At 62.1% G+C, this 12,739-nt stretch carries 13 protein-coding genes; 7 read left to right on the top strand and 6 right to left on the bottom strand.

Annotation, left to right across the window (positions count from 1 at the left end):
- Positions 1–65 precede the first annotated feature (65 nt).
- Positions 66–482, top strand: coding sequence for a DUF2177 family protein (locus H1S03_RS12815; RefSeq protein ID WP_185804803.1), 417 nt, complete (start codon positions 66–68; stop codon positions 480–482).
- Here H1S03_RS12815 and H1S03_RS12810 read toward each other — a convergent pair.
- The gene (locus tag H1S03_RS12810; RefSeq protein ID WP_185804802.1) at positions 463–2,259 is read right to left on the bottom strand and encodes a sensor histidine kinase; all 1,797 of its coding nucleotides are present in this window, start codon (positions 2,257–2,259) and stop codon (positions 463–465) included. The genes H1S03_RS12815 and H1S03_RS12810 overlap by 20 nt on opposite strands.
- A 210-nt stretch (positions 2,260–2,469) precedes the next feature.
- On the opposite strand from H1S03_RS12810, the gene H1S03_RS12805 reads away from it, so the two are divergent.
- Positions 2,470–3,279, top strand: coding sequence for a response regulator (locus H1S03_RS12805; RefSeq protein ID WP_185804801.1), 810 nt, complete (start codon positions 2,470–2,472; stop codon positions 3,277–3,279).
- Positions 3,280–3,300: 21 nt separating this feature from the next.
- Positions 3,301–4,464, top strand: coding sequence for an aminoacetone oxidase family FAD-binding enzyme (locus tag H1S03_RS12800; RefSeq protein ID WP_185804846.1), 1,164 nt, complete (start codon positions 3,301–3,303; stop codon positions 4,462–4,464).
- A gap of 5 nt (positions 4,465–4,469) precedes the next feature.
- On the opposite strand, the gene kdsA is transcribed toward H1S03_RS12800, so the two are convergent.
- Genes kdsA through H1S03_RS12780 form a run of 4 tightly spaced genes read right to left on the bottom strand, consistent with a single transcriptional unit; the run spans position 4,470 to position 8,778 of the window.
- A complete protein-coding gene (kdsA, locus tag H1S03_RS12795) occupies positions 4,470–5,303 on the bottom strand; it encodes a 3-deoxy-8-phosphooctulonate synthase (protein ID WP_185804800.1) in 834 nt (277 codons plus the stop codon).
- A 3-nt stretch (positions 5,304–5,306) separates the two neighbouring features.
- On the bottom strand, positions 5,307–6,827 hold the full coding sequence (locus H1S03_RS12790) for a KpsE/RkpR family capsule polysaccharide export protein (protein ID WP_185804799.1): 1,521 nt from the start codon (positions 6,825–6,827) through the stop codon (positions 5,307–5,309).
- The gene (locus tag H1S03_RS12785) at positions 6,811–7,464 is read right to left on the bottom strand and encodes an ABC transporter ATP-binding protein (RefSeq protein ID WP_185804798.1); all 654 of its coding nucleotides are present in this window, start codon (positions 7,462–7,464) and stop codon (positions 6,811–6,813) included. Before H1S03_RS12785 ends, H1S03_RS12790 begins: the two co-directional genes overlap by 17 nt.
- 57 nt (positions 7,465–7,521) lie before the next feature.
- Complete coding sequence (locus H1S03_RS12780) at positions 7,522–8,778, bottom strand: Na+/H+ antiporter NhaA (protein ID WP_185804797.1); 1,257 nt, start codon at positions 8,776–8,778, stop codon at positions 7,522–7,524.
- Between the two features lie 92 nt (positions 8,779–8,870).
- On the opposite strand from H1S03_RS12780, the gene H1S03_RS12775 reads away from it, so the two are divergent.
- The 3 genes from H1S03_RS12775 to H1S03_RS12765 are packed head-to-tail and all read left to right on the top strand — an operon-like array spanning position 8,871 to position 10,896.
- On the top strand, positions 8,871–9,509 hold the full coding sequence (locus H1S03_RS12775; RefSeq protein WP_185804845.1) for a uracil-DNA glycosylase family protein: 639 nt from the start codon (positions 8,871–8,873) through the stop codon (positions 9,507–9,509).
- The gene (locus H1S03_RS12770; RefSeq protein WP_185804796.1) at positions 9,502–10,104 is read left to right on the top strand and encodes a uracil-DNA glycosylase family protein; all 603 of its coding nucleotides are present in this window, start codon (positions 9,502–9,504) and stop codon (positions 10,102–10,104) included. Before H1S03_RS12775 ends, H1S03_RS12770 begins: the two co-directional genes overlap by 8 nt.
- Before the next feature lie 12 nt (positions 10,105–10,116).
- Positions 10,117–10,896 carry an SseB family protein gene (locus tag H1S03_RS12765; RefSeq protein WP_185804795.1) on the top strand — a complete coding sequence of 260 codons (780 nt, stop codon included), beginning with the start codon at positions 10,117–10,119 and terminating at the stop codon, positions 10,894–10,896.
- 16 nt (positions 10,897–10,912) lie between these two features.
- On the opposite strand, the gene ubiG is transcribed toward H1S03_RS12765, so the two are convergent.
- Complete coding sequence (gene ubiG, locus H1S03_RS12760) at positions 10,913–11,671, bottom strand: bifunctional 2-polyprenyl-6-hydroxyphenol methylase/3-demethylubiquinol 3-O-methyltransferase UbiG (protein ID WP_185804794.1); 759 nt, start codon at positions 11,669–11,671, stop codon at positions 10,913–10,915.
- A 54-nt stretch (positions 11,672–11,725) separates the two neighbouring features.
- Here ubiG and pip point away from each other — a divergent pair, with 54 nt between their 5' ends.
- Entirely contained in the window at positions 11,726–12,715 is a 990-nt protein-coding gene (pip, locus tag H1S03_RS12755; protein ID WP_185804793.1) for a prolyl aminopeptidase, read from the top strand.
- Positions 12,716–12,739: the final 24 nt, after the last annotated feature.

Below are 12,739 nucleotides of genomic sequence, written 5' to 3'. Positions count from 1 at the left end.
CGATCCGGCCCGCTTTACTTCGGCGGGCCGCGACACATGCTTCACCAGGCAAAAGGGAGCATGACATGGAAGCTGGAATTTCAACTTATCTCATCCTGTACGTGGCGACGCTGGCGGTGTTTCTGGGCATCGACTTCGTCTGGCTGAAACTGGTCGTCCTCGACATATTCGAAAGCAGGATCGGCACGATGATGCGCGACCAGCCCTTGATCGGGGTCGCGGCAGGATTTTACGCGGCCTTCGTGATCGGCATCCTGTATTTCGCCAGCGCCCCGGCAATTAATGGCGGCAGCAACTATACTGCTGTGTTCGTGAACGGCGCCATTCTGGGCTTGCTGGCCTATGGCACGTATGAATTCACCAGCATGTCGGTGATGAAGAACTGGGACTGGACCATGGTGGCGATGGACACGGCCTGGGGCGGTTTTCTCAGCGGCATCTCGGCTGTGATCGGTCTGTGGATTACGCGGCTGGTTCTCTAGCGGCACGTTCATTGGCGCGATACTCGGCCTTGCTCTGGCCGGGCATCCCGATCCGCTGACCACCCTGTTCGTCCAGACTGGCACGCTTGAAGGCGACATCCAGGGCGTACTTGCCCTCCGGATGGCTGATTTCCATCGTGCCGGCCAACTGCATCACGAAGGCCCGCATCAGCGGTTTGCCCATGCCCGAGCGTGGTTCGGGCGGCTCGATGGTCTCATCCTCCGGTACGGTGTTCGTGACGTTCAGCTCGACCACGTCCTCCGGGGTCAGCCTCAGAGATATCTCGATGCGCCAGTCGTCCGTTCCACGCCCCGAATAGTTCAGGGCGTTCATCATCGCCTCCGTCACCAACAGAGAGAACGGAACAGCCTGATCGGGATGCAGATTGAACGTGGCCAGATCGGACAGGATGGTCGCACCGCTCTCCCCGGCCTTCGCATCGGACAGGTTGCTGACGATTTCGCGCACCAGCTTGTCTGCGGGCACACTGGTCAGGTTCGGCGTTTCGTAAAGCCGCTGATGCACAAGCGCGAGGCCCATCACACGTTCGCGCAGGGTGCGAATCGCCATGCGCTCCCTCTCATCCTGCGCACCGCGCACCTGAATGTTCATGATCGAAATGATCAGCTGAAGGTTGTTCTTCACCCGGTGATAGACTTCGAGCAGAAGGACCGTCTTTTCCTCCACCAGATCGGACAGTTCCTGCTCCCCGGCATCGACGGCGCGGGCCATCTCCACGAAACTGCTCGACAGTTCCTCCAACTCACCGGATGCGCCCGCGATCGGGCGCATCGCACGCTCACGGTCGCCGCGCTTGAACGCCACGACAGATCGCTGGATGCGCTGGATGCCGGACACCACCAGTCTGCGCATGGCAAAATAAGCCAGTGCGATACACAGGACCCAGACCAGACTTGGCAGCAGAATAGCCCTGAGCACGGACATCAGCGCCGCCGCGCCCAGATCACCGTCGGGCTTGGAGAACAGGCCCGCGATCTCATCCTCGACAATGGGCACGCGCGCATAGGTCCGCACTCCGCCAAAGGCATCGACCCCTTCGAATACGATGGCCTCGTTGCTGTTTACGTAGTTGTTCGACAACCCGACCGGCAGCCACCACGCCTGCTCGCTATCCGTGACATTGCGCGACAGGACCTTACCCTCATTGTCGATCAGCGCGACGTTCAAAGCATCCTCGGCGTCATCCTCTGAGAAAACCGACATGACCTCACGCGGAACCGACAGCGAGATCGTGCCGCGCCATGTGCCATCGACGATAACCGGGTGGGAGATGATGAGGACCGCGCGACTGGTCACGTTACCCGATTCCACCACACTGACCGTGCGTCGCGGTTCCTCACGTTGCAGCAGATAGCTCTCGGACTCCGAAAAATCCCTCTGGATGGAACTGAGGGATGAACATTTCATCAAGCCGTTCGCACCGATGAATGCCGCAAAGATGTTCCGCTCGGACTCCCCTATGAAACGTGCGAGTTCGGCCGAACATTCCTCGCTGGTCCCGTCATAGACCCTAGAATTTCGGCCCAGCGTACGTGCGGCGCCGAAACCCTCGGCGATCTCCAGACGCTCCGTCTCCGCCGCCTGGCGCGCATCGGCCAGCAAATCGGAGGCGGCAAGGGATTTGGCCCGGTCGTTGGCGCGCATCGCCTCGAAAACCGCCAATCCCCCGATGGGAAGCAATGCGATGCTCAACAGGACAACGATCTGCCACGCCAATGACATTCGGTTGAAAAAGCTGGAACGGGATCGTTTCATTCCACCTCTATCTGGCAGGCATGAGAAATTACCGACGATTTGCATCTCGGGGCTTGCGACTTAACGCTTGGAATTTTGCATCGTTCCAAACTTTTTGAAGATTTTGCGCTACAGTGCAAGTGATACGGTGGCCTTTCACGAAAAGCCGCTTAGATAGTGGCTTGGCCGAAATCATATCAGGCCGAAAACTACCCTAGGAGGATGGCAAGGATGCCGGACGACAGCTCGATCGTTGGTCATATCGAAGAGAATTTGCCATATTTGCGGCGCTATGCCCGTGCGCTGACCGGCTCCCAAACCCGTGGTGACGCCCTGGCCGCCAGTACGCTGGAGGCGATCATCACCGATATGTCCCTGATGCGGACCGAGGGGCGTTTCCTCGTGCGGTTTTTTGCCGTGTTCCATTCGATCTGGATCGCCCAGGGTGACACGAACACCCGTACCGATGGCGATGTCGAGGGGGAGGAGCGGATCGCCGCCGCCCGGCTCGACAAACTGACCCCCCGCGCGCGTGAGGCGTTGCTGCTGAAGGTCATGGAACAATTCTCGGTCGAGGAAGTCGGTGAGATTATGGATCTGAGCGCAGAGGATGCGCGTGACCTGGTGCGCATCGGAGCCAACGAACTGGACAGCGGGCTCGCATCGAACATCATGATCGTTGAGGACGAACCCCTGATCGCAATGGATCTGGAGGCTATCGTCAGCGCTCTGGGTCACAAGGTCGTGGGCAACGCGCGCACGCATGAGGAAGCGTTGTCGATGTTCGACACGCATCAGCCCGGTCTGGTCCTGATGGACGTTCACCTGGCCGACGGTTCCAGCGGCGCGGACGCGGCAGCGGATATTCTTGAGAAATGGCCGGACCAGCCGATCATCTTCATCACCGCCTATCCCGAACGTTTGCTGACAGGCCAGCGGGCCGAGCCTGCCTTCCTGATCACCAAACCGTTCACCGAGGAACAGGTGCGCGCGACGGTCAGTCAGGCTCTGTTCTTCTCGGAGCGGACCGTTCCCGCCTAAATCGGGCCGGGGGACGAACCGATTCAGTACGATGTCATCATCATCGGTGCCGGGGCCGCAGGATTGTTCTGCGGCCTCAATGCTGCGCGGCTGGGCAAGAGCGTGCTCGTGCTCGACCACGCGAAAGCACCGGGGGAGAAAATCCGGATCTCCGGCGGCGGGCGCTGCAATTTCACCAATTTGCACACAGCACCCGAGAATTTTCTGAGCGGCAACAAGCACTTCGTCAAATCCGCATTGCGCCGCTATACCCAGTACGATTTCATCGAAATGATCGACGCCCACGGAATTGCATGGCACGAAAAAACGCTAGGACAACTGTTCTGCGACGGCTCGGCCAAACAGATCGTTGCGATTCTGGTCAATGAACTGGCGAAGGCGGGGGGTGAGCTGAGAACCGGCTGTGGCATCAGGACTGTCGAGCGGACAGACGGCTTCACTCTTACCACCGAACAGGGAACGTTTCGCAGCGCGGCGCTGGTCATAGCGACCGGGGGAAAGTCGATCCCCAAGATGGGGGCCACCGGTTTCGGCTATGACATCGCCCGGCAATTCGGCCTGCCGGTGACGGATGTCCGGCCTGCCTTGGTGCCGCTGACATTCGGCGAGAGCGGATTCGGGGCACTTGCCGGGTTGAGTCTGGACGCCAGCGTCGCGGCAGGCGCGGCACGGTTCCGCGAGGGGTTGTTATTTACCCATCGCGGGCTGAGCGGGCCATCAATCCTGCAAGCGTCCTCCTACTGGCGCGAGGGGGACGGCATTCGCGTAGACGTTTTGCCCGGTGACGATGCGTTCGAGGTTCTGCGCAACGCCCGTCACAGCGCAGGGCGTCAAACCGTGCGCACTGCATTGAGCGCTGTTCTGCCGAAACGACTGGCGGCCTATCTGGCGCCCGAGGATGGCAATATCGCGGATCTGAACGACGCGGCGCTGCGCGCGCTTGCCGACCGGCTGCACAATTGGCAACTGATCCCCAGCGGCTCCGAGGGATACCGCACGGCGGAGGTCACGCTGGGCGGCGTGGACACCGAAGCGCTGGACAGCCGTACGATGGCCGCGAAATCCATGCCCGACCTGTATTTCATCGGTGAGGTCGTGGACGTCACCGGCTGGTTGGGCGGTTACAACTTCCAGTGGGCCTGGTCGTCAGGGTGGGCCGCCGCGCAGGCGCTTGGCGGTCGCTGAGCAGCTCAGACCCGCAGGGGGTCCGACTTTGCCAGCCGGTCGAAGGCCATAAGCGAGGCGACGACCTTCGGCATCTGATCCAGATAGATCATGTTCGGCCCGTCGGAGGGCGCGTTGTCGGGATCCTCATGCGTTTCCATAAACACCGCGGCGATACCCAGACTGACCGCCGCGCGGGCCAGAACCGGGGCAAACTCACGCTGCCCGCCGGACGAGGCGCCCAACCCGCCGGGCTGCGCCACGGCATGGGTGGCATCCATCACCACAGGATAGCCCGTGCGCGCCATGGTCGGCAGACCGCGCATATCCGCCACCAGATTGTTGTAGCCGAAGGTCGTGCCGCGTTCACACAACAGGATTTTCTCATTCCCCGTGCTCGCCACCTTGTCCGCGACCGTGGACATTTCGGGCGGCGACAGGAACTGGCCCTTCTTGACGTTGACCCCCCGTCCGGTACGGCCCGCCGCCAGCAGGAGGTCCGTCTGGCGGCACAGGAACGCGGGAATTTGCAGGACATCGACGATTTCGCCAACGGTCGCGCACTGATCCTCGGTATGGACGTCGGTGATGACGGGGCACCCGAATTCGGCCTGAACGGCCTCGAATATCCGCAAGCCTTCGTCGATGCCCAGGCCCCGCTTGCCTGACAGTGAAGTGCGGTTCGCCTTGTCGAACGAGCCCTTGAAGATGAACTGCGCGCCGGCATCGGCGCAGGCCTGCTGCATCTTCGTCGCGATCATGAACGCATGATCACGGCTTTCCAGCTGACACGGCCCCGCGATGATGGTCAGCGGCTGGTCATTGCCGATCTTCAGATCGCGTATTTCAACGGTTTTCATCATTCAGTCCCCATAAGACATCTGCTCGCGCAGGATCGAGATCGTCAGACTAATCATCATGTAAGTCGCGAAAAAGATCACGAAAGCGAGCGCGGTATATTCGAAGGCCCGTGGATAGCTGGGCACCAGCGGACGCACCGGGTTTACGGCGCGGGACAGGAACATCAACTGCTGGGACGCATCCCGACGCGCGACCTCCAGGCTTTCAACTGCGGAAGTGACCATGATGGTGCGCACTTCGAGTTCCTGTTCCGCCTGAGCCATTTCCGCGCTGATGCGCGCCAGCGAGCCGCGATCCGCCTGGGCGTTGACGATGATCTGGCGTTGCTCGGCGATCGCATCTTCCAGACGGGCAATCTCGGCGTTCAAAACGCGCATCTGTGCCTGATTCGGGCGGGCATTGTCCTGCAAGGCGGCAAGACTGAGGCGACGCTCCTCCAACGCGGCGGTCAGGCCGGAAATTTGCCCCTGTACCAGGCTGACCTCCAGCTCGGCGGAGAAGATGCCCCGTTGTTCCTGAAGCGTCAGAACCCGTTCATATGCCTCCTGAAGATTCTCCTGCGCGTCCTCCAAGACCAGTTGCGCACTGGCCAGCGCGTTTTGCTGGTTGCGGTCGGACATGGTGTCCACGCGTTCCTCGGCCAGTTCGATCAGACGGTTCGAAATCGCAAAGGCCATATCGGGAGAGGCGGCAATCACCTCGATCCGCAGGATCCCCTCAAGCGTGTCAAATCCGATCAGCACCCGGTCCTTGTAGAACGCATAGGCCTCGTTTTCCGTGGCGTCGGCGGCCAGGCGTTGAATCGGATCAATGCTGGTCTGCGAATAATGGGCGATGATACCGAGTTCCTGATCCAGTATCCGCATCGCCTCACGCGATGTCAGAAAGTCCTGTACCGCAATCGAATCGCGCAGCAGGTTCGCGGATGCGGCCATTCCTACCGCAGACTCTGAGTTCAGCGTCGCGGCGGCAGGGTTCAGCAACACATTGGATTCCGAAGAATAGAACGGTGTCGCGTAATTGTAGTAGTAATTTCCGACCAGCACCGTCGGCAGAACGACGAAGAAGGCCAGACGCAGCCACAGCATGAGGAACCGCCGCCGCCGCCGCTGCACCAGCTCACGCTGGATCGCCTCGATTTCCGCGTCGCGGGGATCAATCTCGGTTGAGGCGGAAGCCCCGGTATTGCCGACCTCGACCTTGGCGACGCCCTGCTCACGCCGTTTCGCGGGGAGTTGCTTATCCTCCTGCGCCTCTTTTTCCTTTTCGGCGCGTATCTGGGCGTTGACGACTGACATCACGTCCTGCCGTTTCTTGATCGGTGAGGTGCCGCCATCGGGGGGGGGGACCTTGCCATCGCTGGCGGAATGTTCCTCCCAGCTGTCCGCCTCCGTCATCAGCTTGCGCGCGCGACGCCGGGCGCGTCGGGCGTTTGCTGCCGCCTTGCTCTTGTCCACGGGCGCTGCGCTCGCCTCCGCGTCGGCAGGCTTGGACTGGTCCGACTGATCAGCGGGTGTAGTCATAGAACTGCTTGGCCTCTTCGAGACTGTCGTAAAATTTCAGACGTCCGTTTTTCAGGATTGCGGCCTTGTGCGCATAGGCTTCGAGTTGCTTGGGCATGTGTGACACCATCACCAGTGTCGCATGTTTGAGTCGCTGTCGAAACACCTCGCCCGCCTTGCGCACGAATTCGGCATCGGCCATGGTCGGCATCCCTTCGTCCACCAGATAGATGTCGAAATCGAGGCTGAGCAGAAGCGCCAGCGACAGGCGCCCCGCCATGCCCGACGAATAGGTGCTGACGGGCTGCTCGAAATATTCCTCCAGATTGCACATCCAGCGGCAGAATGCCTCGACATAATCGGGATCGACGCCATAGAAATGGCCCGCGAAGCGCGCGTTTTCCGCGCCCGACAGGCTGGAATCCACCACCCCCATGAACCCCATGGGAAAGGAAATGCGGCTTTCGCGCAGAATAAACCCCTCATCAGGTTTGGTAATCCCCGCCATCATGTTGATCAGCGTGGTTTTTCCGGTTCCGTTCGGGGCGAGGATGCCCAACGATTGGCCAAGCTCGATGCGAAAGGTCGCCTGGTCGAGGATCACCTTGCGGCGAACCCCGGTCCAGTACGATTTGCTCACATTGCGAAACTCGATCATCGTTGCCAGTCCCGCCCGGTTCCAGAACGGTTTATCGCCCCGATCATGAACATCCGCTTAATCGTCGTTGCCCGAAATCTTCTCGATCTTGAAGATCGCAGCAGCGCCGAACGCCACGATCGCCGCGCCAAAGCTGAGAAGCGCACCCATCTTGGCTGCATCCTGAACCTGACCCGGAGCGAAGGCCACCGAGGCGATGAACAGCGAAACGGTAAAGCCGATCGCCGCCACGAAGCCCAGAACGAGCAGATCCGGCAGCCCCATTCCCTTGGGCAGGCCCAGTCCCAGCGGTTTCGCCGCAATCCAGCCCATGATGAAGATCCCAAGCGGCTTGCCCACCAGCAGACCGGCCAGAACCAGCCAGGTCGCATCGCCGACCGCGTTGAACAGCACGCCGGCATTGGCCAGGCCGAAGAACAGCAGCACGACCTCGACCGGGCCCTTCATCACATGTTCCAGCGTGTTGAGCAGGTCGGTCAGGTGACGCTCCGCCTCGGCGAAGATACCGAATGCGCGGTCGGCGTGCGGGATCGTCGGAACGATAGGCAGCAGACCCAACGCGGGATGGATCCCTGCGCGCATAAAGCCATACCAGCTGAGGCACCCCGCGATCACATAGGGCCAGACGCCCAGCTTCTCACGCATCCAGGTGGAATTGGGGCGATGCTGCTTGTGCCGGTCCAGCCGACGGGGGATCGAGTTGAAGGCGAAGAACACCACAACTGCCGCCGCCAGTGACAGCAGCAACCATTCCGGTGCCAGTTCACCCGACGGGTAGAACACAGCCAGAATGATCAATCCCGCCGCATCGTCGGCAATCGCCAGCAGCAGCAGGAAACCCACCGCCGGATGACCGGCACCAAAGATAAGCCGCCCGATAAGATAGGAAAACGCGATATCCGTCGCTGTCGGAATCGCCCAGCCATTCGCCACCGCCTGATAGGTATCCGTGCCCATCAGCAGCGCCAGACCCAGATAGACCGCAATCGGGCCCAACATACCGCCCGAAGTGGCGATCAGCGGCGTCAGCGCCTTCTTGCCGCGCAACGACCCGTCCTTGAGCGCGATGGCCTCCCAGACCTCCTTGCCCGCGATGGCAAAGAACATCGCCATGAGCAGGTCGTTGACAAGATAATGCAGCGTCAGCGTCCGGTAGCCATCATGCAATTGCCCGATCGGTGCGTGATCCCAGAGCGGGTATTCCACGAAGTGATGGTAACTGTCGTAATCGATGTTGGCCCATCCCAGCGCGAGCAATGCACCAAGGATGAGAAGAAGCGAATATTCGCTCAGATAGTTCCAGACGCGATACATCGATGGCCCCTTGCTCAAATCGGTTTCGATACCCGGATTATCAAGTCATGTCTGATCTCGCAATGCGCGGCATGGTGCCTATCTTGAACTTGATGAGCCCCGACGCCCCCGCCCTGTTCGCCCGCCTGCGCACCTGCCGCCTGTTCGCCCGCCTGCGCACCTGCCGCCTGTGCGCGGAGCGTTTTGCCGCCACGGCCAGCGCACATGCGCCGCGCCCCATCGTGCGGCTGCACCCGGATGCACCGATTGTCATCGTTTCGCAGGCACCGGGTCGGCAGGCGCATCTGTCGGGCATACCGTTCGACGATGCGTCGGGGCGGCGGCTGCGCGACTGGATGGGGATGGAAGAGGCGGAGTTCTTTGCCCCCCGCACCATCTCCATCGCGCCCATGGGGTTCTGCTTTCCGGGCAACGATGCGGCGGGCGGTGATCTGCCGCCTCCCGCGATCTGTCGCGAAACATGGCACGCCCCGGTGATGGCGGCGCTGCCGGGCCGGCGTCTGACGCTGGTCGTCGGCGCGATGGCTCAGCGCGTTATGCCGGACGCGCGCGCGATGACCCCGACCGTGCGCGCGTGGCGCGACATGCCCGCCGGCACCTATCCCCTGCCGCATCCCAGTTGGCGCAACACACCGTGGCTGCGCAGGAACCCGTGGTTCGAGGCGGAGTTGCTGCCGCATTTGCGACGCGACGTAGCCCGGGTGCTGAACGAAGGGGTGTCGAATGGCTGAACTATCCGAACTGGTCGATCAGGCCGAACGCTGCACCCTGTGTGCCGAACGATTCGCGGCCACGCGCACTGCGCACCGGCCCCGCCCCGTCGTCTGGCTGTCAAACCGCGCACCGATCCTGATCGCGGGTCAGGCACCGGGTGCGCGGGTGCACGCCTCGGGCTTGCCGTTCGACGACCGCTCCGGCGACAGGCTGCGCGACTGGCTGGGGGTGGAGCGGGCGGACTTTTACGATCGGGACAAGTTCGCGATCCTGCCCATGGCGTTCTGCTTTCCGGGCTATGACGCGAAGGGTTCCGACCTGCCACCGCCCAGGATATGCGCCGCCACCTGGCGCGCACCGGCAATGATGGCGATGCCGCAGGTCCGGGTGAAGGTGCTGATCGGCGGCTACGCGCAGAAATGGCATCTGGGCACCCGGCAGAACGTGACGCAGACCGTGGAAAGCTGGCGGGATCACCCGGAGGGCACCTTCGCCCTGCCCCATCCAAGCTGGCGCAACACCGGCTGGCTGCGCCGCAACCCGTGGTTCGAGCAGGAGGTCGTTCCGCGCCTGCGCGACGCGGTGTCCCTTGCACTGGACGGGCGCGCCTGACACATCTCACTTATGACAGAGATTACGCCCCTCGACTCCGCCCATATCGACGCCGAAGCAGATGAGGCCCGCCGCCCGCGCTTCTGGTCACGCCTGCTGGAAACGGAACTGTTCGTGCCGTTGGAGGAAGAAGCACAGGGCGAGACGATCCGACCCGTCATCCTCGACACGGCCGAGGGGCGCATCGCGCTGTCCTTCGACCGCGAGGTTCGGTTGGGCGAGTTCATGGAGGGACCGTCGGAATTCGCCGCCATGTCGGGACGTCGGCTGATCAAACTGCTGGTCGAACAGGACATCGCCCTCGCCCTGAATCTGGGCGGTGCACCGTCCGAAACGATCCTGCCGGTGGATGCGCTGCGGTGGGCGGTGGATCGCCTGACCGATCTGACCGTGGTGCGTGAAGCCTCCGTTCGTGATGTGAACCGGCCACAGAATGTGCCGGACGTGCTGCTTGACGCCATCGCAGAAAAGCTGCCCACCCTCGAAGGGCTGGCGCGCGAAAGCTGGCTGGTCGGCGTGACATATCGCGACGGCACGCAGGGCCACATGCTGGCTGTGATCGACGCCCTGCCCCCGGCCCGAGACGCCATCGCGGACGCCCTGTCCGAGGCGCTGCGCCTGTCGGGGCTGGACGCGGGGCAGCTCGACATCGTCTTTCTGGATGAGGGGGCGAAGGCCCTGCCTGCCCTGCGGTCCAAGGGGCTCGGCTTCGAAATCCCGCAACGCCACGAAACCGTGCGCGAGGTGACGGCCCCCGGCAGCGATCCCGACAAGCCGCCAATCCTGCGATGATCCGGCGATAACGCCCTTACGCCGAGGGTTTCACACTGGAGGTGACGTAGTTCACGCTGAGATCGCGCGGGTCCAGCGACCAGTCCCAGCGGGCGAAGTTGAACTTGAACCCGGTGCGGTCCACCGGCTCCAACCCCGCGCCGCGCAACAGGCTGAACAACTCGTCCGGCGTGATGAACTTGGAGTGCTCATGCGTGCCCTTGGGCAGCCAGCGCATGATCTGCTCCGCGCCGAGGATGGCGAACAGGAAACTCTTGGGGTTGCGGTTGAGGGTGGAGCAGACCATCAGCCCGCCGGGCTTGAGCAATTCCTGACAGGTGCGAAGGAAACTGGCGGGATCCTCGACATGTTCGACCACCTCCATGTTCAGGACGACGTCGAACTGCTCCCCCTCGGCGGCCATGGCCTCCGCCGTGGTGTGGCGATAATCGATCTGCAGCCCGGATTGCTCGGCATGCACACGTGCGACGGGGATATTGCGCTCCGCCGCGTCGGCACCGACCACCGTGGCACCCAGGCGAGCCATCGGTTCGGCCAGCAGGCCACCACCGCACCCGATATCGAGGATGCGCAAACCGGCGAAGGGCTGCTCCTCACTCAGATCGCGCCCGAACTCCGCCGCGATCTGGCGCGTGATATAGTCCAGCCGGGTGGGGTTGAGCATGTGAAGCGGCTTGAACTTGCCCCCCTCATCCCACCATTCATCGGCCATCGCCTGAAATTTAGCGATCTCTCCGTCGTTCACGCTACTTTGTGGCGCAGTGGATGCAGACATGATTATCACCTTCGATGAGTTTTAATCTCCGTTGCAGTAGGACATAGTGCGAAAATGCGTGAACACGGAAGTCGAAATAGCGCGCCCTATCGGCGCAGCCTCTACCCCCCCCGCGAACCGACGGCGCAATTGGCGTTGGAGGTGTCGGGTGGTCATCGGTTATATGTCGAGCAATCGGGCCGCGCCGACGGTGTGCCCGTCGTGGTCTTGCACGGGGGACCGGGGGGCGGATGCAGCCCGGCGATGCGCCGCTTCTTCGATCCGCAGCATTACCGCTCGATCCTGTTCGATCAACGCGGCTGCGGCCGGTCCACCCCCCATGCCAGCGTTCAGAACAACACCACCCACGATCTGATCGAAGATATCGAGCGTATTCGTGAACATCTCGGCATCGACCGCTGGTATGTGTTCGGCGGCAGCTGGGGGGCGACACTGGCGCTGCTCTATGCGCAGGCCCATCCCGCCCGGGTGCGCGGTCTGATTCTGCGGGGCGTGTTTTTGATGACCATACCCGAGCTGGACTGGTTCTACAACGGCGGCGTCGCCCGTTTCTGGCCCGAGGAATGGGAACGCTTCACCGGACTGATCCCGGAGGACGAGCGCCACGACATGATCGCGGCCTATCGCCGCCGTCTGTTCGGAGAGGACCGCGCCGAGCAGGTGCGCTATGCCCGCGCATGGGCCGCGTGGGAATCGAATCTGGCCGCATTGGAAAGCTACGGACGCTCCTCCGGCGGGTCGGGTGAATATGCCCGCGCCTTCAGCCGGATCGAGAATCACTACTTCAGCAATCGCGGCTGGATTCGTGAGGGCCAGATTCTCGCTGAGGTCGGACAGCTCAAGGGCATTCCCGGTTATATCGTGCAGGGCCGCTATGACATGGTCTGTCCGCCCATCGGCGCATGGTCGCTGCATCAGGCCTGGCCGGATTCCGAATTGCGCTCGATCAGAACAGCGGGCCATGCCCTGTCCGAACCCGGCATCACCGCCGAACTGGTTGCCGTGATGGAGGAGTTGAAAGAAATCGAGCACACGAATGCGTGACATATTGCATCGGGGCTGGACCCG

The sequence above is a fragment of the Pontivivens nitratireducens genome (assembly GCF_014235845.1).
Taxonomy (GTDB): Bacteria; Pseudomonadota; Alphaproteobacteria; order Rhodobacterales; family Rhodobacteraceae; genus Pontivivens; species Pontivivens nitratireducens.
This window is presented reverse-complemented; position numbering and strand designations above follow the sequence as displayed.